The 20,651-nt window shown below is 55.5% G+C and carries 15 protein-coding genes; 13 read left to right on the plus strand and 2 right to left on the minus strand.

The genetic code is table 11. The features are described from left to right. Nucleotides 1-35: 35 nt before the first annotated feature. Nucleotides 36-722, plus strand: coding sequence for an HAD family hydrolase (locus ACFCTO_RS01055; protein WP_292301244.1), 687 nt, complete (start codon nucleotides 36-38; stop codon nucleotides 720-722). Nucleotides 723-755: 33 nt separating this feature from the next. Here ACFCTO_RS01055 and ACFCTO_RS01060 read toward each other — a convergent pair whose 3' ends face one another. Together ACFCTO_RS01060 and ACFCTO_RS01065 are read right to left on the minus strand one after the other, a co-directional pair. Beyond that, complete coding sequence (locus tag ACFCTO_RS01060; RefSeq protein ID WP_292298685.1) at nucleotides 756-1,145, minus strand: hypothetical protein; 390 nt, start codon at nucleotides 1,143-1,145, stop codon at nucleotides 756-758. 5 nt (nucleotides 1,146-1,150) lie between these two features. Beyond that, nucleotides 1,151-2,062 carry a LysR family transcriptional regulator gene (locus ACFCTO_RS01065; RefSeq protein ID WP_014016983.1) on the minus strand — a complete coding sequence of 304 codons (912 nt, stop codon included), beginning with the start codon at nucleotides 2,060-2,062 and terminating at the stop codon, nucleotides 1,151-1,153. A gap of 488 nt (nucleotides 2,063-2,550) precedes the next feature. Here ACFCTO_RS01065 and nifJ point away from each other — a divergent pair, with 488 nt between their 5' ends. From nifJ to ACFCTO_RS01125, 12 genes are all read left to right on the plus strand, one after another. Continuing rightward, a complete protein-coding gene (gene nifJ / locus ACFCTO_RS01070; protein WP_499876191.1) occupies nucleotides 2,551-6,066 on the plus strand; it encodes a pyruvate:ferredoxin (flavodoxin) oxidoreductase in 3,516 nt (1,171 codons plus the stop codon). Between the two features lie 270 nt (nucleotides 6,067-6,336). After that, nucleotides 6,337-7,956, plus strand: a complete 1,620-nt coding sequence (locus ACFCTO_RS01075; protein ID WP_292302133.1) for an EamA family transporter — start codon at nucleotides 6,337-6,339, stop codon at nucleotides 7,954-7,956. Nucleotides 7,957-8,543: 587 nt separating this feature from the next. Beyond that, nucleotides 8,544-10,520, plus strand: a complete 1,977-nt coding sequence (gene recJ / locus ACFCTO_RS01080) for a single-stranded-DNA-specific exonuclease RecJ (RefSeq protein WP_499876192.1) — start codon at nucleotides 8,544-8,546, stop codon at nucleotides 10,518-10,520. Nucleotides 10,521-10,534: 14 nt separating this feature from the next. Beyond that, complete coding sequence (locus tag ACFCTO_RS01085; protein WP_418519578.1) at nucleotides 10,535-12,739, plus strand: RelA/SpoT family protein; 2,205 nt, start codon at nucleotides 10,535-10,537, stop codon at nucleotides 12,737-12,739. Beyond that, nucleotides 12,736-13,185 carry a D-aminoacyl-tRNA deacylase gene (dtd, locus tag ACFCTO_RS01090; protein WP_292260773.1) on the plus strand — a complete coding sequence of 150 codons (450 nt, stop codon included), beginning with the start codon at nucleotides 12,736-12,738 and terminating at the stop codon, nucleotides 13,183-13,185. The genes ACFCTO_RS01085 and dtd overlap by 4 nt, the downstream gene beginning before the upstream one ends. A gap of 15 nt (nucleotides 13,186-13,200) precedes the next feature. Continuing rightward, nucleotides 13,201-13,836 carry an MBL fold metallo-hydrolase gene (locus ACFCTO_RS01095; protein ID WP_020310870.1) on the plus strand — a complete coding sequence of 212 codons (636 nt, stop codon included), beginning with the start codon at nucleotides 13,201-13,203 and terminating at the stop codon, nucleotides 13,834-13,836. 3 nt (nucleotides 13,837-13,839) lie between these two features. Then, a complete protein-coding gene (locus tag ACFCTO_RS01100) occupies nucleotides 13,840-14,934 on the plus strand; it encodes an AI-2E family transporter (RefSeq protein ID WP_292301902.1) in 1,095 nt (364 codons plus the stop codon). Continuing rightward, on the plus strand, nucleotides 14,906-15,436 hold the full coding sequence (locus ACFCTO_RS01105) for a Fur family transcriptional regulator (RefSeq protein ID WP_302485522.1): 531 nt from the start codon (nucleotides 14,906-14,908) through the stop codon (nucleotides 15,434-15,436). Before ACFCTO_RS01100 ends, ACFCTO_RS01105 begins: the two co-directional genes overlap by 29 nt. Beyond that, nucleotides 15,357-16,892 (plus strand): coproporphyrinogen dehydrogenase HemZ, encoded by a 1,536-nt coding sequence (gene hemZ / locus ACFCTO_RS01110; protein ID WP_418519574.1) that lies wholly within the window; start codon nucleotides 15,357-15,359, stop codon nucleotides 16,890-16,892. Before ACFCTO_RS01105 ends, hemZ begins: the two co-directional genes overlap by 80 nt. After that, nucleotides 16,893-18,158 (plus strand): histidine--tRNA ligase, encoded by a 1,266-nt coding sequence (gene hisS / locus ACFCTO_RS01115; RefSeq protein WP_054336406.1) that lies wholly within the window; start codon nucleotides 16,893-16,895, stop codon nucleotides 18,156-18,158. It begins immediately after the preceding gene. 7 nt (nucleotides 18,159-18,165) lie between these two features. Next, nucleotides 18,166-19,959 (plus strand): aspartate--tRNA ligase, encoded by a 1,794-nt coding sequence (aspS, locus tag ACFCTO_RS01120; RefSeq protein WP_020310866.1) that lies wholly within the window; start codon nucleotides 18,166-18,168, stop codon nucleotides 19,957-19,959. A gap of 328 nt (nucleotides 19,960-20,287) precedes the next feature. Continuing rightward, nucleotides 20,288-20,599 carry an ArsR/SmtB family transcription factor gene (locus ACFCTO_RS01125; RefSeq protein ID WP_292260794.1) on the plus strand — a complete coding sequence of 104 codons (312 nt, stop codon included), beginning with the start codon at nucleotides 20,288-20,290 and terminating at the stop codon, nucleotides 20,597-20,599. The last annotated feature ends 52 nt before the right edge of the window (nucleotides 20,600-20,651 follow it).

Consider the following 20,651-nt stretch of genomic DNA (forward strand, 5'->3'; position numbering starts at 1 on the left):
GACCAAAGTGCGTGCCCGAAGATGGAGTGAATACTGTGAAATTACTATACTGGGACATTGACGGAACCCTCTTGAATACGGGCCGGGCCGGTCTGTACGCCATTGAAGAAGTCTTCCACGACCTCAAGGGCGCCGACGTGCCCGTGCCGAAAATCGCCGCCGGCGGCCGGACGGATAATTTCATCTGCCAGCAGCTCTTGTATAAAGCTACAGGCATCATGCCGACAGACGATGAAGTTCATGCCTTTTGCCGGGGCTATGAAAAGAAGCTCCTGAAATGGCTGAAGCGCAAGGCCGAAGAAGGCGTCGTCCTGCCCCACGTAAAAGAGAACCTGGCTTTCTTCCAACAGCGAAAGGATTACAGGCAGCTCCTCCTGACCGGCAACAGCGCCATCGGCGCCCGCATGAAGATGGACGTCTTCGGCCTGTCCCAGTACTTCGATTTCTCTCATTCTGGGTTCGCCTTCAATTATTACTATCGCGATGATCTGGCCCGCAATGCCCTGGCCATCGCCAAGGAAGCCTGGGGCGATGCCATCGAGATGGCTTATGTCATCGGCGACACGCCTTACGACATCCAGTGCGGCAAAGCCATCGGCGCCCGCACGATCAGCGTGGCTACAGGCCGCTATTCCTATGAGGAACTGGCCCAGTGCGCGCCCTGGAAGATACTGCGGTCCCTGCCGGAACCGGAAGCCTTCCTGAAAATCATCGAAAATTAAAAATTAAAGAAGAGTGTAAAAAAAGACCCGGACTCATAAGGAGTCCGGGTCTTTTTCCGGTTCTTCGATGCGCCAGGTGTTTTCGAGGACGCGGAAATTGAGGCGGTGCCATTTCTTTTCGATATCGTCCAGTGTCTGCGAGGCGGAATATAACATATTATTTTGTTTCTTGGCCTGCTTTTCCAGCTGTGCCATGCGGACGCGCTGGGTGGATACGGTGTCCGCCAGTTCATAGACCTGGAACTGCAAGGCGGCGATCCAGAAGAATTCCAGCAGGGCGACGATGACGACGCATTTCTGGGCCTTTGGCAGACCGTGCCAGGCCTGGCAGAAGCGGCGGCGCAGGCGGGAGAGGGCCGCCCGGCCGTGCTGCTCCTTTTGGCGGATCCCCGTCAGGTCAGGAGGGAATTTGTGTCTGTCCATAAGCCTTATAAGTTGGAAATGACGCGGGCCTTATTGCGGACGAAGTCGAGCCACAACTGGGCGGCATGGGAGAGGTAGTGGCCCCGTTTCCAGATGACGTAGAGGACGTGCATGATTTCCGGTTCTACCAGGGGACGGACGACGACCGATTCCGATACGCGGGGATTCGTTTCCTTCGTCGGGCACAGGCGGCTCGGCAGGAGAGCGACGCCCAGGTTGGCGACGACGGTCTGGATCATGAGGTCCCGCTGGCTCGTTTCGAAGACGATCTTCGGCTGGAAACCGATTTTCTTACAGTGCTGGATGATTTCGTCGTGCAGGTTGAAGTCGTCGCGGTAGAGGACCAGCGATTCATTGGCCAGCTTCTTGAGGGGAATCGTCTTTTCCTTGGACAGGATGTTGTCCCGGTGGATGATGACATTCATCGGGTCCTGGGTCAGGAAGAACGATTCAAAGTCCTTTTCCTTCGGCTGCGTGCAGACGATGCCCAAGTCGATGAGGCCTTCCTGGACGCTGATTTCGACTTTCTTCGAGCCGTGTTCGTAGAGGTCCAGTTCGATCTGCGGGTATTCCTGCTTGAACGCCCCCAGAAGGTTGGCGAAGATCGGTGCGCCCGTGATCGGCGGCAGGCCGATGAGGACCGTCCCTTGTTCCAGCTTGAATTCGTTTTCAAAGTCCGTCTTCAAGTGTTCGAACATGAAGACGACGCGCTTGGCGTGGGAGAGGAAAATCGTGCCGGCATCGGTGAGTTCGACGGCTTTGGCGTTGCGCATGAAGAGGACGACGCCCAGTTCTTCTTCCAGGGCCTTGATGGTACGGCTGATGGCGGACTGGGAAATGTGCAGCGTCCGCGCGGCTTTGCTGAATGATTTCTTGTCGGCTACTTCGACAAAGTATTTAAGATGATGAAAATCCATACTAACACCTCCACTAATGGTGTACACCGAATCGGCACTTTAATACACACTCGATTGGTATACGTTTACAAAATAGCACTGAACGATGCATAAACTAGCATCACATTCCTATTGAATTTAGCATTACTTAGGCATATAATTAACCTGTAAGAAAAAGTTACAAAGTCGTTCGGTTTGTGATGGTCAGCAAGCTTCAAAAGGCATGTTGGTGTGCAAATCTGTAATATCACTATAATAGTATTACAGATTAAGAATATTAGCAATACCTTTTTTGAATATTGTTGAACCTTCCCGCTTTTCATTGCATTTTTTTCAAGATAGGGACGTGTATGGGCGATACGTGAACAGAAGTCATCCATGGAACCTGGGTGAGGGTCCGCGCTGTCCGTATGAGGATGCAACAGGACGTCTTTATAGCTTTCTTAAGCCTATCAGTATGGTTTTTCCATATTGAAAGTATACTTTTATCTAAGGAGCGTGTTTTATCTATGAGCAAATTTAAAACCATGGATGGTAACGAAGCAGCTGCATGGGTGTCCTATGCATTTACTGAAGTTGCCGCAATTTATCCGATCACGCCGTCTTCTCCTATGGCAGAACATGTCGATGATTGGGCAGCCGCTGGCATGAAAAACATCTTCGGCCACAAAGTCAACGTTGTTGAAATGCAGTCCGAAGCTGGCGCAGCTGGCGCATTCCACGGTTCTTTACAGGCTGGTGCTTTGACAACTACGTACACGGCATCTCAGGGCTTCCTCCTCATGATCCCGAACATGTACAAAGTTGCCGGTGAACTCCTCCCGGGCGTATTCCACGTAGCTGCTCGTGCTTTGGCTAACCATGCACTGAACATCTTCGGTGACCATCAGGACGTTATGTCTGCTCGTGCAACAGGCTGCTGTCTCTTGGCTGAATCCAATGTTCAGGAAGTCATGGATCTCGGTGGTGTCGCTCATTTGGCAGCAATTAAAGGTTCCCTGCCGTTCATCAACTTCTTCGATGGTTTCCGTACTTCTCACGAAATCCAGAAAGTTGAAGTCATGGACTTCGAAAACTTCAAGAAACTCGTTGACTGGGACGCTATCGAAGCATTCCGCAAACGTGCCCTCAACCCGGATCATCCGGAAATCCGCGGCACTGCAGAAAACCCGGACGTATACTTCCAGCACACAGAAGCTTCCAACAAATTCTATGATGCTATGCCGGATATCGTAGCTGGCTACATGGACAAGATTTCTGAAATCACTGGCCGTACGTACAAACCGTTCAACTACTACGGTGCTCCTGATGCTGAATACGTTGTCGTATCCATGGGTTCTCTCTCCGACGTCGCTAAACAGACTGTCGAATACTTGCAGAGCCAGGGCGAAAAAGTCGGTGCCATCAACGTTCACCTCTATCGTCCGTTCTCCAACAAATACCTCCTCAACGTTCTTCCGAAAACTGTTAAGAAGATCGCTGTCATCGACCGTACGAAAGAACCGGGCTCCCTCGGCGAACCTCTCTACCTCGATATCGTTGGCTTCGTAACTGAAGAAAACCTCAACATCGACGTTATCGGCGGCCGTACAGGTATGGGCTCCAAAGACGTTCTTCCGGAAGACTTCCTCGCTGTCTTCAAAGAACTCAAGAAAGAACATCCGCTCAACGGCTTCACGCTGGCTATCAACGACGACGTTACCAACCTCAGCCTTCCGCGCGAACCGAAGATGCCGCTTGACACGACTGGCCTTACGTCCTGCAAATTCTGGGGCTTCGGCTCTGACGGTACTGTCGGCGCTAACAAATCCGCTATCAAGATCATCGGCGACCACACGGATATGTATGCTCAGGCATACTTCGCTTATGACTCCAAGAAATCCGGCGGCGTAACAATTTCTCACCTGCGTTTCGGTACTCGCCCGATCGATATGCCGTACCTCATCGACGCAGCTGACTACATCGCTTGCCATCGTCAGTCCTATGTAAAACGCTTTGACATCCTCCGCGGTATCAAAGAAGGCGGCACATTCATGCTGAACTGCACCTGGACCGACGAAGAACTGGAAAAAGAACTTCCGGCTCGCATCAAACGCGCTATCGCTAAGAACCATGTTAAATTCTACACCTTGAACGGTGACGCTATCGGCCAGAGACTCGGCCTCGGCACTCGTATCAACATGGTCATGCAGGCTGCATTCTTCGCACTCGCTAAGATCATTCCTATCGATGACGCTGTTAAATACTTGAAAGACTCCATCGTCAAGAGCTATGGCAAGAAAGGCCAGAAAGTCGTTGACATGAACAACGGCGCTGTTGATGCTGGTATCAAAGAATTCCATGAAGTTAACTATCCGGCTTCCTGGGCTGACGCTAAAGACGAAGTCGTCGAAGGCCGTCCGGCTCCGAAGTACTTCACAGAAGTTGCAAAACCGATGCTCGAACAGGTTGGCGACGATCTCCCGGTTTCCGCATTTGCTGGCCGCGAAGATGGCACCATGCCTTCCGGTACTGCTAAATTCGAAAAAGCAGGCCCGGCTCTCCACGTTCCTTCCTGGGATGCTGAAAAATGTATCGGCTGCTTGCAGTGCTCCTTCGTCTGCCCGCACGCAACCATCCGTCCGGTCCTCACGACTGACGAAGAACTCAAAGCTGCTCCGGCTGGCTTCCAGACGGCTGCTAAAGCTAAATCCGGCAAACAGTATCATGTTTCCATCATCGTTGACCAGCTCGACTGCCTCGAATGCGGTTCCTGCGTAAACGTCTGCCCGGTTCAGGCTCTCACGATGGTTCCGAACACCGACGCAGAACGTCAGAAGATGGATCTCTGGTACTATGGTACGGAACAGGTTGCTCCGAAAGCTAACCCGCAGAACAAGAAGACCGTCATCGGTTCTCAGTTCGAAACTCCGCTCCTCGAATTCTCCGGTGCATGCGCAGGCTGCGGCGAAACTCCGTATGTTAAACTCGTTACACAGCTCTTCGGCGACCGCATGATGATCGCTAACGCTACGGGCTGCTCCTCCATTTGGGGTGCATCCGCTCCGGTTTCCCCGTACACCATGAACGCTGCTGGCCATGGCCCGGCTTGGGCAAACAGCCTCTTCGAAGATGCTGCTGAATTTGGTCTCGGCATGTTCCTCGGCGTAGACAAAGTCCGCAAAGACTTGGCTGAAAACCTCGACGCTGCTAAAGCCGTTGCTTCTCCGGAACTCCAGGTTGCTCTCAGCGATTGGGCTGCCAACATGTACGAAGGCGAAGGCTCTCGTGAACGCGCTGATAAACTGACGGCTCTCCTCGAAAAAGAAGCTGCCGGCAAACCGGTCCTCGAAGACTTCCTCGCTAAGAAACAGTTCTTCGTTAAACGTAGCCAGTGGATCATCGGTGGTGACGGCTGGTCCTACGATATCGGTTACGGCGGTGTTGACCACGTCCTCGCTTCCGACCACGACGTCAACGTCCTCGTCCTCGATACTGAAGTTTACTCCAACACTGGCGGTCAGTCCTCTAAAGCTACCCCGACTGCAGCAATCGCTCAGTTCGCTGCTGCCGGCAAACGCACGAAGAAGAAGGACCTCGGCATGATGGCTATTTCCTACGGCTATGTATATGTAGCTCAGGTAGCTATGGGTGCTGATAAGAACCAGCTCATGAAAGCTATGACGGAAGCTGAAGCTTACCATGGCCCGTCCCTGGTTATCTGCTACGCTCCTTGCATTAACCACGGCATCCGTAAAGGCATGGGCAAGAGCCAGCTCGAAGAAAAACTCGCTGTCGAATGCGGTTACTGGGATCTCTTCCGTTACAACCCGGATCTCAAAGCTCAGGGCAAGAATCCGTTCAGCCTCGACTCCAAAGAACCGGATTACAGCAAATTCCAGGAATTCTTACAGGGTGAAGTTCGTTATGCTTCCCTTAAGAAAGGCTTCCCGGAAGAAGCAGACGCTCTCTATGCTAAGACAGAAGCAGACGCAAAAGCTCGTCGCGAATCCTATGTACGTTTACAGAAGGGTTTTGAAGACTAATTTGATTGCACTCGCTGCATGAGAATAGAAGAAAGGCCCCGCATGAAGGTTTCGACCCTCATGCGGGGTCTTTTCTCTTTGTAGCTAAGTCCTAGCCCCTAACGGCTGACTGCTAACTGCTAGCCGCCGACTGCTAACTGCCAACCCCTAACCCCTAACTGCTAAAAAGGAACTGTCGCACTGCGACAGCTCCTTTTTTATTGCCATCCTTTCTCAATAGGTATATAATAAAGCGTGTTTTTATAACCATTTTGAAAGGGGTCTTTCTGTATGTCATCTAAAATGGGTACATTATGTATTGTTCTGACAGCCATAGCCTTTGGTACGATGGAAATTTCCTTGAAGATTGCCGGAACGGCGTTCATGCCTTTCCAGCTGACTTTCCTTCGGTTCCTCGTCGGCGGGCTGTTGCTCATGCCGCTGGCTGTCCGCGATTTGAAGAAGCGCAGCATCCACCTCAATCGTTCTGATTGGGGCTATTTGGCTGTCCTCGGGCTGATTAACATCTGCTTCAGCATGATCCTCTTCCAGATCGGGGTCAACATGGCCAATGCCGGCCTGGCAGCTATCGTTTTCTCCAGTAACCCGATTTTTGTCATGATTTTTTCGTATTTCATCATTCACGAAGCCTTTACCCGCAAGAAGGCCATTACCCTGGTCTTGAGTATCATCGGCCTGGTCATCGTCGCCAATCCCATGGCCATCATCCGCAGCGGGAATATCGGCCTGCTCGTGTCGCTGGCGGCAGCTATTTCCTTTGCCCTCTATACGACATTGGGGAAACTGCGTATTGAAAAACTGGGCGGCAACGTAGAAAACGCCTTCAGCTTCCTCATCGGCTGCGTCTTCCTGTTTTTCATCCTCTTGTTCCACGGCGACCCCATCGTGGCCGGTATTAATTCTCATACCGTATGGCCCCTTATTTACTGTTCCTTAGTCGTCACGGGTTTCGGCTATCTGTGCTTCATGAAGGCCATCGAACTGACAGGTCCGTCCAATGCATCCTTTGCCTTCTTCATCAAACCGATCATCGCCTTGATCTTGTCGGCCATCATCTTGTCGGAACCGATTACGGTCAATGCCGTCGTCGGCCTGGCCCTGATCCTCCTGGGCTGCACCATGGCCGGGCCGATTGAACACCTGCTCTTCCGTCACCATGCTATCGGTGAAATCGAAGGCCGCGAAAATCATCCGGCCTGGATCAAGGAAGATACAGAAAGTCCCTTGGTCATTACCATTTCCCGTGAATACGGCAGCGGCGGCCGCAACATCGGCAAGCTCGTTGCCCGTAAGCTCGGCATCCCTTATTACGATACGGAAATCCTCAACCTGACCCGTAAAGAACATCCGCAGACCTTCGCCGCCTGGTGTAAAGACCGCAAGCGTATGCTCGGCCCCTTACTGACCAAGGTCTATGACGATTATATCCACTACGCGTCGGGCTATGAATCGAAGCAGCAGGAAATGTTCCGCGATGAATCCGAAGTCATCCAGGCTCTGACAGAAGGGAAGTCGTGCGTCATCGTCGGCCGCCTGGCCAACTACATCCTGCGCAAACGGCCGAATACCTTCAACGTCTTCATTTCGTCCGACCCGGACTGGGCCATCCAGCGCATCATGCTCCGCGAACACGTCGATGCCGACAAGGCACGGAAGATCCGCAACCACGTCAACCACGAACGGCGCGACCACTGCATGTACTGCACCGATTCCTATTGGGGCTACGGCGCCAACTACGACTTGAGTCTCAAATCCAGTGACTACGGCATCGTCAAGACAGCCGACCTCATCCTGCAGGCTGCCCAGCACCGCCTGACTATCTCCAAAGAAGATATCAACCCTGCTGCCGACCACAACGCCGTCTCCGCGCCGGCTGTAGCCGAATCGTGATTTTGTAGTTTGTAGTAGGGCTTGCACGTGGCAAGCCCGCAACTGGATATGTATGGATTTTCCCGTCCGGATTCGTAGAGAATTCACCCAGATACCGAGGCGGGTCGCCCACGTGGCGGCCCCTACAGATTTCCTGTCGTAAGGCCTGTAGGGGCTTGCACGTGGCAAGCCCGCAACTGGATATGTATGGATTTTCCCGTCCGGCTCCGTAGAGAATTCACCCAGATACCGAAACGGGTCGCCCACGTGGCGATCCCTACAGATTTCCTGTCGTAAGGCCTGTAGGGGCTTGCACGTGGCAAGCCCGCAACTGGATATGTATGGATTTTCCCGTCCGGATTCGTAGAGAATTCACCCAGATACCGAAACGGGTCGCCCACGTGGCGACCCCTACAGAAAAAGCGCTGTCTTCATATGACAGCGCTTTTTTTACGCCTGCCATATTTAAACAAACTTTAAAATTTTCTCAAAATTAACAAATAATGGCAAATAGCTATAGATTTAGCCTTTATTTTGAGAATAGAAAGTGATAAAATAATAGTTGATTTATTGATAGTGATTATTCTTGAGAATGTGTCGTGATAGCTATGGAGAAACGATGGCAGTTCGGCAGTCCCGACGAGGGGCTCATGGAGGCCTTGTCCGCACAATTACATATATCCCCGGTCTTGGCACAGGTACTGGCCAACCGCGGCATCGCCGATGTCCGGGCAGGGGACCATTTTCTTCACGATACTTTGGCCGATATGGCCGATCCTTTCCTGATGAAAGGCATGGAGAATGCCGTCATCAGGCTGGAGCAGGCGATAACTGAAAAGCAGCGCATCGTCATCTACGGTGACTATGACGTCGACGGCATTACGTCGACGTCTCTTGTTTATTCCGTCCTCCGCGACCTCGGCGCATCGCCGCAGTTCTATATTCCCGAACGGGAGAGCGAAGGCTATGGCCTCAACGAAGGGGCCCTGGAGCAGCTGAGCCGGCAGGCCGACCTGCTCATCACCGTCGACTGCGGCATTTCGTCACACGACCTGGTCCAGCAGTTCTCGCCGGTCCTGGATATGATCATTACGGATCATCACGAACCACCGGAACAGATCCCGCCAGCCCTGGCCGTCCTCAATCCCAAGCAGGCTGGCTGCCCCTATCCCTTTAAGGAGCTGGCCGGCGCCGGCGTGGCCTACGTCTTCTGCCGGGCCCTGTGGCAGCATCACTGCCATGAAGACCTGCCGGGCTATACGGACCTGGCGGCCTTGGGGACTATTGCCGACCTGGTCCCCCTGACCGGCGAGAACCGCATCCTCGTCCGCCATGGACTGGCGGCCATGAAAGAAGGGAAGCGGACGGGCATCAAGGCCCTCCTCGATGCGTCCAATCTCAGCGGCAAGGATATCACGGCCGGCCGCATCGCCTTTACGGCGGCGCCGCGCCTCAATGCGGCCGGACGCATCAGCCATGCGACGAAGGGTGTCGAACTGCTCCTGGAAACCGATGCGGCCAAGGCGGCGGCCGATGCAGCCGAACTGAGCCGCCTCAACACGGAGCGCCAGGACATCGAGCACACCATTGCCCAGGAAGCCATCGCCCAGATCGAAGGGCAGGCGAGGGGCCGCGACGGCGTCCTCATCGCCTATCATGAGGGCTGGCACGTCGGCGTCATCGGCATCGCCGCATCGCGCCTGGTAGAGACGTATTACCGGCCGTCCTTGGTCATCACCGTCCGCGACGGCATCGGCAAGGGCTCGTGCCGCAGTATCAGCGGTTTCAACATGTACGAAGCCCTGCAATACGCCCAGGATTTGCTCATCCAGTTCGGCGGCCACACCATGGCGGCGGGCTTTTCCGTCAGGGCCGAGAACATCGAAGCCCTGCGCCGGCGCCTGCTGGACTATGCGGCAGCGCATATGACGGCCGCCGACTACGTCCCCTTGGTCCACATCGACAAGGAATTGGAACCGGCCGATGTGACCTTGGACCTCATTGCCGAACTGTCCCGCCTGGAGCCCTATGGCATGGGCAACAGCCGGCCCGTCTTTTCCCTGAGCGGGGCTACGGTAGAGGAAATCCGTCCCATCGGCCGGGAAAAGCAGCACGTCCGCCTCGTCGCCCGCGGCGCCGACAGGACACGCCTTTCCGGTGTCGCCTGGTCCCAGGCGGGCCTGTGCGACGCCATCGTCGAAGGCGACGTCATCGACGTGGCCTTCCAGCTCGAACGGAACGACTTCAATGGCATGTCGTCGCCGCAGCTGGTCATCCAGGACGTCCACCTGCCAGGCCGCCACATCGTCCTCAACCGGGCGGTCATGGTCGATATTTACATGGCCCTCAAGAAATGCATCCCCGACTGGGGCATGCCGGTCTGGCAGGTCCGCCGCCGTCTGGCTGCGGCCCAGGGGGACTGCTATGACGTCCACACCATTTACGCTGCCATCGTCGTCCTCCGGGAAATCGGCGTCCTAAAAATACGCCATGATGACGACGGCCCAGCTTATTATTTTCCTATCCTTACGGGGAAAATGGATCTTCATGCGTCGCCGACGTATGAATTGTACTGCAAGGAGTGAGGAGGTTTCATATTATGGAATTTAAAGATAAAGATGTCGAATTCAAACACCTCATCGACACGATACATACGTACCTGCCCCAAGCCAAATGCGATGACGTGACCAAAGCCTATAACCTGGCCGAAGAGGCCCACAAGGACCAGCGCCGCGTCAGCGGGGAACCGTATATCCTGCATCCCCTGGCCGTCGCCCAGATACTGGCAGATATGAAAATAGATACGACGACCATTACGGCGTCGCTCCTCCACGATGTCGTCGAAGATACGTCGTACACCTTGGAAGATATCAAGAAGATGTTCGGCAAGGAAGTAGCCTTCCTCGTCGACGGCGTCACCAAGTTGAGCCGCCTCAATTACCGTACCAAAGAAGACCAGCAGCTCAACAGCATGCGCAAGATGTTCCTGGCCATGGCCAAGGACGTGCGCGTCGTCGTCATCAAGCTCGCCGACCGCCTGCACAACATGCGTACCCTGCGCTACATGCGCAGCGACAAGCAGAAGCGCATTGCCCAGGAAACGCTGGAAATCTTTGCCCCCCTGGCACACCGCTTAGGGATTTTCAATATCAAGTGGGAACTGGAAGATTTGTCCTTCCGCTACCTCGAACCGGACAAGTATTACGACCTCGTCGACCAGATGAAACAGAAGCGCCACGTCCGCGAAGAAATCGTCAACGAAGCCATCGACGTCCTCAAGAAGGCCCTCGACGATGCCCACATCCACTGCGAAATCAACGGCCGGCCCAAGCATTTTTACAGCATTTATAAAAAGATGAAGAAAGATAACCGCGACTTGAGCCAGGTCTATGACCTCTTCGCCATCCGCGTCATCGTCGACGACGTCAAGGACTGCTACGGCGTCCTGGGCATCGTCCACAGCCTGTGGAAGCCACTGCCATACCGCTTCAAGGACTACATCGCCATGCCCAAGCCCAATAACTACCAGTCCCTGCACACGACGGTCATCGGGACCAGAGGGCAGCCTGTAGAAATCCAGATCCGCACCTGGGAAATGCACCACATCGCCGAATACGGCGTCGCCGCCCATTGGCGCTATAAAGAAGGCAACCAGACGGCCAACAAGGACGCTTTCGATGAAAAGATGGGCTGGCTGCGCAACCTCCTGGAATGGCAGGACACGAGCAATCCGAAAGAATTCGTCAACGCCCTGAAGCTCGACGCCTTTTCCGACGAAGTCTTCGTCTTTTCGCCGCGGGGCGACGTCATCGACCTGCCCCAGGGTTCTATCCCCATCGACTTTGCCTACCGCATCCACACCGACGTCGGCCACCGCTGCGTCGGCGCCAAGATCAACGGCAAAATCGTCCCTTTGGACTATAAATTGAAGAACGGCGACATCGTCGAAATCATTACGTCCAAAGTCGGCAAGCCCAGCCTGGACTGGCTGAACATCGTCGGCAGCTCGGAAAGCCGCTCGAAGATACGCAGCTGGTTCAAGAAGGAAAACCGCGAAGAAAACATCGCCAAGGGCCTGGATGCGCTGGAACGGGAATGTAAGCGCCTGGGCCACGACTGGAAAGCCCTCAACGTCGGCGGCCGCCTGGGCCGCGTGGCCAAGCAGATGAACGCCGGCTCCGAAGACGACCTGGTCGCCGCTGTCGGCTACGGCGGCTTTGCCGTCAATACGGTCCTCATCAAGCTCCTGGAACTGCACAAGAAAGACCTGCAGAAGCAGGAAGAAAAGACCAACAGCCTGGCTGCCCTGGAAAAACTCAAGACCAAGAAACCCGTCAAGCACAACGGCACGGGCATCCTGGTCAAAGGCGAACCGGGCCTGCTGGTCCGCCTGGCCAAATGCTGCAGCCCTGTACCGGGCGACCCCATCATCGGCTTCATCACCCGCGGTCGCGGCGTCTCGGTCCACCGCGCCGACTGCCCGAACGTCACGCACGGCCAGAACGACGTAGACCGCCTCATCGACGTCGAATGGGATTACGACGGCAACGAACGCTTTGAAGTGAACATGGAAATCGTCGCCTACGACCGCACGGGCATCATGGCCGAAATCATGGCCACCCTGGCGGAAATGAAGATTTCCATCCTCAGCGTCAACGCCAAGACCAGCGATACCAAGAACGTCACCATCCACATGGGCATCAGCATCAAGGACCTGGCCCAGTTTGAATTCGTGGCCACCAAGATACGCCGCCTGAAGGATGTCTACGCCGTCGAACGCTATACGGGAGGGAGCCAGACATGAGAGCTGTCGTACAAAAGACCCTGACGTCTTCTGTGACCTCGGACGGCGTCCTCACCGGCCAGGCAGGCAGCGGCCTGACGGTCCTCCTCGGCGTTTCCGTCAAGGATACGGAAGCCGACGTCCGTTACCTGGCCGACAAGATCGTCCACTTGCGTATCTTTGAAGATGACCAGGGCAAACTCAATCACTCCCTCCTCGACGAGGGTGGGGAGATGCTGGTCATTTCCCAGTTCACCCTGTACGGCGATGCCCGCCACGGCCGCCGTCCCAGCTATATCGAAGCGGCCAAGCCCGAACAGGCCGAAGCATTATATGAGCAGTTCGTCGCCGCTGTCCGCGCCTTCGGCGTCACCGTGGCGACAGGCCGTTTCCGGACCCATATGGTCGTATCCCTGGCAAACGACGGGCCTGTGACCATCCTCTTGGACAGCCAGAAAACATTTTAAGGGGGAAGTATACTTATGAGCATGAAATATATCAGTATGGAACTCGGTCCCATCATGACCAATTGTTATATCGTCTACGACACGGATACGAAAGAAGCCATGGTCGTCGATCCGGCCTGGGATTATCCCGCCATCGACAAGGCATTGACCAGCCACGGCCTGACGCTGAAATTCATCTTCCTGACCCATGGCCATGCCGACCACATCGGCGCCCTGCAGGAACTGCGCCAGCGCAAGAACGTACCGGTCTACGTCGGCGCCGGCGATGCCGACCTCATTTCCAATTCGCACAATAACCTGTCCCTGTTCATGGGCCAGGCCATCGAATGTACGTCGGCAGACCACCTGGTCAAGGACGGCGATGAACTGACATTGGGCCATCTGCACTTCACAGTCCTGGAAACGCCGGGCCATACGCCGGGCGGCCTCAGCCTGTACGGTGAAGGCGTCGTCTTTTCCGGCGACACGCTGTTCCGCTATTCCGTCGGCCGTACCGACCTTTACGGCGGCTCGTCGAAGACGCTGCTCCACAGCCTGGAAACGAAACTCATGACCCTGCCTGACAATACGCTGGTCCTGCCCGGCCACGGCCCGGCTACGTCCATCGGCGACGAACGGCGTGGCAATCCATTCCTGGACGGAGGCTGGTAAACCATGGTTGCCTATAAGGGCGCGGAGTTCTGGATGCGCGTCACCCTGGCCATCCTGGCCGGTGCGCTGTTCCTCACGGTCCATGCCGTCTACTGGCCCGTCGTCATTTCCCTGATCCTGACGTTCATCCTCATGCCTATCCGCGATGGCGTCATCAAAGGGCTGCGGCGCCTGACCGGCCGTCATGTACCCATCGACCTTGCCATCCTCATCTCCTTTGTCATCCTCATCGTCATCGTGACGATTATTACCAATATCATCGTCAAGCCGCTGGTCATCCAGGTCAATCTGCTGGCAGCCAACTTCAACGATTTGGTCAGCCAGACGGCGGCCCTGGTGACGCAGCTTGAAAATGAGCAGACCCAGTTCTATATCCCGGACCAGGTCAAGAAAATCGTCAACGATGCCTTCGTCAAGATCGGCAATTACGGCATCGAGGGCATCACCAACCTCATCCAGTCCGTCTTTGCCATTGCCGGGACGGTCGTCGAATTCTTCGTCGTACCGATCATTACTTTCTACTTCATGAAAGACGGCGGCCACATGGTCAAGATCTTCGTCGATATCTTTCCCGAAAGCTATCGCAGCCATCTGGCCGGCCTCTTCCAGGAAATACAGCACGTCCTGAGCCGCTACATCCGCGGCCAGATCCTCATGAGCTGTATCATTGCCACCCTGACTTTCCTCGGCATGTGGGCCATGGGCGTACCGTACCCCATGGTCATCGGCCTCTTGGCGGCCATTACCGAATGGATACCCATCGTCGGGCCTATCGTCGGCGCCGTGCCGGCTATCCTGCTCAGCGCGACGGTCAGCCTGTCCCTGCCGCTGAAAGTCATCATCTTCTATATCGTCATCCAGCAGATCGACAGCCACCTCATCATGCCTCAGGTCATGGGGGCCGTCATCAGCCTGCATCCGGTCGTCATCGTCATCGCCCTGCTCATCGGCGGGACCCTCTTTGGCGTAGCCGGCATGATCCTTACCGTCCCGGTGACGGCAGTCTTACAGATTTTGTGTAAACATTTATGGTTTTACAATACATATAAAGAAAAGGCGATGAAGCACAATGGAAACAACGAGAACCGAAACCAATAAGAAAGAAATCATGGATACCATGATGAAACGCATGAAAGAAAAAATCAAGTTCAAGAAATGCAAGATGACGTCTCAGCGGCAGATCATCCTGCGGGCCTTCGTCGAAAGCCCGATTCGCCATATGAGCGCCGAAGAAGTCTTCGAGATGGTCAAGAAGACGGCACCCGACATCGGCTTGGCTACGGTCTACCGGACGCTGGACCTCTTCACCCAGATGGACCTCTTGAAGAAACTCGATTTCGACGACGGCTGCAGCCGCTATGAATTGAATGACCGCGACAATGAAGGCCATTTCCATCATCATCTCATCTGCCTGGGCTGCGGCAAGGTCTGGGAATGTGAAGACGACCTCCTGGAAACGCTGGAAACGATCCTGGAAAAGCGCCTCCACTTCCACACCGTCGACCATCAGCTGAAGGTCTATGGCTACTGCGAAGCCTGCCAGAAGAAACGGGAAGAAGAAGCGGCCAAAGAAGCCGAAGCTGCGAAAGAAGCGGAATAAGATGGCCCTCCAGACCTATACCTATGACGGGCCGGAACGCTTCCATTCCCTCGTCGGTCAGGTCATGGCCTCCCTGGGCTATGTCGGCGGCCGGGAAATCCGCGACGTCGGAGCGGCTGTCGTTGTCCGCGATGACGGCGGTCATCTCTACGTGGGCTGTACCTTTCAGGACGGCGGGGCGCCCTGGTCTTCTGAGGCCCGCCTCGTCGGGACGGACCGGGAACGGGCATCCCTCAAGGACTGCCTCATCCACTGGCACAACCGCTTTTCCGGCCACGGCCCCAGCCCGTGGGGGACGCTCATCGGCGTGCGGCCGACGAAACTGGTTCATCACCTCTTCGACCAGGGCTTCACAGCCGACCAGGCCGAACAGGCCTTGCAGACGTCGTACTGCGTGGCGCCGGCCGTCGCCCGGGACCTGGTGGCCATGGCCCGGCTCCAACGGCCTTACGTCACCGACAGGGGCCGGAAAGTGGCCCTCTACGTAGGGATTCCCTATTGTCCCAGCCACTGCCTGTACTGCTCCTTCCCGTCGCGCCTCATCGGCAGGGAAGGGGAGGCGGAACTCACGGCTTTTCGCGATGCCGTCCTGGCCGACCTCGACGACCTGGCCGACCTGTGCCGGACCTATGACCTGGAAGTCACGTCGCTCTACGTCGGCGGCGGTACGCCGACGTGCCTGCCACTGCCGGTCCTGGAAGTGATGATGACGCGGCTGGCCCGGAATTTCCCAGCTGCCCGCGAATGGACTGTCGAAGCGGGCCGGCCCGATACGGCGACGCCGGACATGCTGGCCATGCTTCGCCAGGCCGGTGTCGATCGCATCAGCGTCAATCCCCAGACGTTGCAGCAGCATCTCCTCGATGCCCTGGGCCGGCGCCATCGGGTCGAAGATATTTACACCATGTATGAGAACTGCCGGAAACTGGGTTTTTCCGTCATCAACATGGACTTTATCGCCGGCCTTCCCGGGCAAACCGTGGCAGATATGCAGGAAAATATGGAAATTGTTTGCAAACTGCACCCGGAAAATGTTACAATTCATACGTTAGCATTAAAAAAACGGGCACCCTTATTCCATCATGAATTGCGGGCCGCCATTCCGCCAGCCGAAGAAACGGGCCATATGGTCCGCCTCTGTCAGTCCATCCTGACGGCCGGCGGCTATGTGCCGTACTACATGTACCGCCAGAAGTACATGGCAGCCAGCTTCGCCAACATTGGCTATGCCCTGCCGGGCAGCGTCAGTGCCTATAATATCGAGATGATGGAAGAACGGCAGTCCGTCCTGGCAGCCGGACCGGGCGGGGCGACGAAGTTCCTCTGCCGCGACGGCCACACCTTGGAAAAGGTGTATATGCCGAAAGACGTCGATGCATATGTGCAGGCGCTGGCCGAAAGAATAGCCCAGCGCCGCCGTTTGTGTGCTATCATATACGGAAAAGAGGATGTTTAAATGGCTATTACTGCACCGAGAGGCACGCAGGATTTCCTGCCGGAACAGACGGCAGAGTGGCAGCTGCTGGAAGCAAAGATCCGCCAGATCTGCTCGCTCTACGGGTTCGGCGAAATCCGCACGCCTATGTTTGAAAGTACTGAATTGTTTTTACGCGGCATCGGGGAAACGACAGACGTCGTCACCAAGGAAATGTATACCTTTGAAGACCGCGGCGGCCGCAGCATGACATTGCGCCCGGAAAATACGGCTTCTGTCGTCCGGGCCTTCCTGGAACACAAGCTCTACGGCGACCCGCAGGTCCACAAGTTCTACTACATGGGCCCCATGTTCCGTCATGACCGCCCCCAGGCTGGCCGTTACCGCCAGTTCACCCAGTTCGGCGTCGAAGAAATCGGCTCCAAGGACCCGGCTGTCGATGCGGAAATCATTGCCATGGCCTTCCAGCTCTTCCGGGAACTGGGCCTCAATGATCTGGTCCTGCACCTCAACTCCGTCGGCTGCCCGAAGTGCCGTCCCGTCTATCGCCAGAAGCTCCTCGATTTCTTTGCCGACAAACGGGACCAGCTCTGCGACGACTGCAACGAACGCCTGGAAAAGAACCCTCTCCGCGTCCTCGACTGCAAGGAAGACGGCGAAAAGATGATGCAGATGGGCGTACCTTTGATCACGGATAATCTCTGCGACGACTGCAAGGAACATTTCCACAAAGTCCAGGAATATCTGACGGCCATCGGTATTCCCTTTACCCTCGACCCGCGCCTGGTCCGCGGCCTCGATTATTATACCAATACGGCCTTTGAAATCATGTATGCTCCTTTGGGCGCACAGAGCACGGTCTGCGGCGGCGGCCGTTACGACGGCCTCATCGAAGAAGTCGGCGGTCCGTCGACACCGGGCATCGGCTTTGCCATCGGCATGGAACGGCTGCTCCTGACCTTGAAGGAACAGGGCCTCCTGCCGCCGGTCGAAAAGAAGCAGCCCGTCTTCATCGTCGCCCTCGGCGATGCGGCCAAGACCAAGGCCTTCGAACTGCAGCAGCAGCTCCGCGAAAAGGGCCTCTATGCTGAAATCGACCTCCTGGGCCGCAGCATGAAGGGCCAGATGAAATCGGCCAACAAGCTCAATGCCGATTACACGGTCATCATCGGCGAAGACGAATTAGCCGCCGGTGAAGCCCAGGTCCGCAATATGGCCAGCAAAGAACAAGTCAGCGTTCCCCTTGATGGGATTGTTGCATATATGGAAACACACAAGAAGGGATGATTTACGAATGGATACAATGGAAGGTTTACACCGCTCCCAATACTGCGCTGAAGTAAGTGAAGCGGACAACGGCAAAGAAGTCGTCTTGACTGGCTGGGTCGAACGCCGCCGCGACCACGGCGGACTGATTTTCATCGACCTCCGCGACCGTACGGGCATCGTACAGGTCGTCGCTTCGCCGGACTATGAAAAGGTTTCTTTCGATAAAGCTGAACAGGTACGTACGGAATACGTCCTGGCTGTACGCGGCATCGTCCGCATGCGCGATAAAGATACGATCAACCCCAAGATGAAGACCGGGACCATCGAAATCCGCTGCGAAGAACTGCGTATCCTCAATTCGTCCAAGACGCCGCCGTTCTACATTGAAGACAACATCGACGTCGACGAAAAGATCCGCCTCAAATACCGCTACCTCGACCTGCGCCGTCCGGAAATGCAGAAGAACCTCATCATGCGCCATAAAGTAAAACATGCCATGCGCACGTTCCTCAACGAACACGGCTTCATCGACATCGAAACGCCGGAACTCTGCAAGAGCACGCCGGAAGGCGCCCGTGACTACCTCGTACCGAGCCGTGTCAACGAAGGCAAATTCTACGCCCTGCCGCAGTCGCCGCAGATTTTCAAACAGCTGCTCATGATTTCCGGTATGGACCGTTACTACCAGATCGCCCGCTGCTTCCGCGATGAAGACCTGCGCGCCGACCGCCAGCCGGAATTCACCCAGCTCGACATGGAAATGTCCTTCATGGACCAGGAAGAAATCCTGACCCTCGTCGAACAGATGGTACATTACATCTTCAAAGAAACCCTGGGCCACGACGTCAAGCTCCCGATTCACCGCATGACCTGGGACTACGCTATGGAAAACTACGGCTCCGATAAGCCGGACCTGCGCTTCGACATGAAGTTCACGGACGTCACGGAACTCGTCAAGGACACGGACTTCAAAGTCTTCCGCAGCGTCATCGACAACGGCGGTCAGGTCAAAGCCATCAACGTCAAAGGCGACGCCGACATTCCCCGTCGTGAACTGGACGGCCTCGTCGAATACGTCAGCCACTACGGCGCCAAAGGCCTGGCTTGGATCGGCTTCCTCGAAGACGGCACGCTCAAATCGCAGATTAAGAAGTTCTTTGGCGAAGACAAGCTCCGTGAAATCGGTAAAGCTTGCGGTGCTGAAAAGGGCGACCTGGTCCTCATGATTGCCGACAAACCGAAAGTCGTCGCAGCCGCTCTCGGCGAACTGCGTAAAGAAATGGCCCGCCGCATGAACCTCATCGACGAAGACGAATTCGCCTTCACCTGGGTCGTCGACTTCCCCATGTTCGAATACAGCGAAGAAGAACACCGCTACGTCGCTATGCACCATCCGTTCACGGCCATGCGCGACGAAGACCTGGACAAACTAGAAACCGACCCGGCTCACGTCTATGCCAAGGCCTATGACCTGGTCCTCAACGGCATCGAACTCGGCGGTGGCTCCCTCCGTATCTACCAGCCTGACGTACAGCAGCGCGTCTTCAAGGCCATCGGCCTGACACCGGAAGAAGCAGAACAGAAATTCGGCTTCCTTCTCCGCGCCTTCGAATACGGCGCACCGCCCCACGGTGGCCTGGCCTTCGGCTTGGACCGCATGATCATGCTCATGCTCAAACGCAAGTCCATCCGCGACGTCATCGCTTTCCCGAAGACCCAGAACGCTATCGACCCCATGAGCGAAGCTCCGTCGACAGTCACCAAAAAACAGCTGCATGAACTCCACATCCAGGTAGAAGAAGACTTGGTAAGCAAATAGAGAGATGAAAAAAAGCTTGTCGCATGTGCGACAAGCTTTTTTTCGTGGCGCGATCCTATGGACCGCTTTCGTAGGGGCCGTCCTAAGCCTTTTTGGCCCGTCAGGTGCCGACCGACGAGAGGCGCAGGACGGTTGCCAAAACGGACAGCTGTGGCTAGGCGGCCCGCTTGTGGGAATCCCGTGAATGGCTTTTCCAAATGAACGCGATTGGTTTACGAGCCACGAGCCACTAACAACGAGCCGCTAGCAGACACATTGACAAACGTCAATATGTCTGCTATACTCTAACTATAGATTGATAAACTTCGATATGAAAGGAGGCGCCGTGATGGAGGAAAGGGAAGCGGTCCGCGTATTCAAGGCTTTGGGTGATGAAAAGCGGCTGCGCATCTTGTCGCTCTTGCGACAGGGGGAACGCTGTGCCTGCGTGCTCCTGGAACACTTGAACCTGTCCCAGCCGACGCTGTCCCACCACATGAAGATCCTCTGCGATGCCCAGCTGGTCACAGGCCGCAAGGAAGGGAAGTGGGTCTATTATTCCCTCAACCGCGCCCAGGCCCAGGTCCTGGAACAGGCCGTTCACGACTTATTCCAGCCCAGTGCCGTGCCGGCAGAGGACGAAGCCTGCCGCTGCCAGTGAGGCAGGCCCTTTTTTCAGCTTATACATTGATAAATGTAAATATATAAATTTC

Origin of the sequence: Megasphaera indica, assembly GCF_046614755.1 — a bacterium.
Lineage (GTDB): Bacteria > Bacillota > Negativicutes > Veillonellales > Megasphaeraceae > Megasphaera > Megasphaera intestinihominis.

Excerpts from the sequence above, each read along its gene's own strand:
- ACFCTO_RS01060 (WP_292298685.1), bottom strand. The coding sequence starts at position 1,145 with ATGGACAGACACAAATTCCCTCCTGACCTGACGGGGATCCGCCAAAAG.
- ACFCTO_RS01065 (WP_014016983.1), bottom strand. The coding sequence starts at position 2,062 with ATGGATTTTCATCATCTTAAATACTTTGTCGAAGTAGCCGACAAGAAA.
- nifJ (WP_499876191.1), top strand. The coding sequence starts at position 2,551 with ATGAGCAAATTTAAAACCATGGATGGTAACGAAGCAGCTGCATGGGTG.
- ACFCTO_RS01075 (WP_292302133.1), top strand. The coding sequence starts at position 6,337 with ATGTCATCTAAAATGGGTACATTATGTATTGTTCTGACAGCCATAGCC.
- recJ (WP_499876192.1), top strand. The coding sequence starts at position 8,544 with ATGGAGAAACGATGGCAGTTCGGCAGTCCCGACGAGGGGCTCATGGAG.
- ACFCTO_RS01085 (WP_418519578.1), top strand. The coding sequence starts at position 10,535 with ATGGAATTTAAAGATAAAGATGTCGAATTCAAACACCTCATCGACACG.
- dtd (WP_292260773.1), top strand. The coding sequence starts at position 12,736 with ATGAGAGCTGTCGTACAAAAGACCCTGACGTCTTCTGTGACCTCGGAC.
- ACFCTO_RS01095 (WP_020310870.1), top strand. The coding sequence starts at position 13,201 with ATGAGCATGAAATATATCAGTATGGAACTCGGTCCCATCATGACCAAT.
- ACFCTO_RS01100 (WP_292301902.1), top strand. The coding sequence starts at position 13,840 with ATGGTTGCCTATAAGGGCGCGGAGTTCTGGATGCGCGTCACCCTGGCC.
- ACFCTO_RS01105 (WP_302485522.1), top strand. The coding sequence starts at position 14,906 with ATGGAAACAACGAGAACCGAAACCAATAAGAAAGAAATCATGGATACC.
- hemZ (WP_418519574.1), top strand. The coding sequence starts at position 15,357 with ATGGCTACTGCGAAGCCTGCCAGAAGAAACGGGAAGAAGAAGCGGCCA.
- hisS (WP_054336406.1), top strand. The coding sequence starts at position 16,893 with ATGGCTATTACTGCACCGAGAGGCACGCAGGATTTCCTGCCGGAACAG.
- aspS (WP_020310866.1), top strand. The coding sequence starts at position 18,166 with ATGGATACAATGGAAGGTTTACACCGCTCCCAATACTGCGCTGAAGTA.
- ACFCTO_RS01125 (WP_292260794.1), top strand. The coding sequence starts at position 20,288 with ATGGAGGAAAGGGAAGCGGTCCGCGTATTCAAGGCTTTGGGTGATGAA.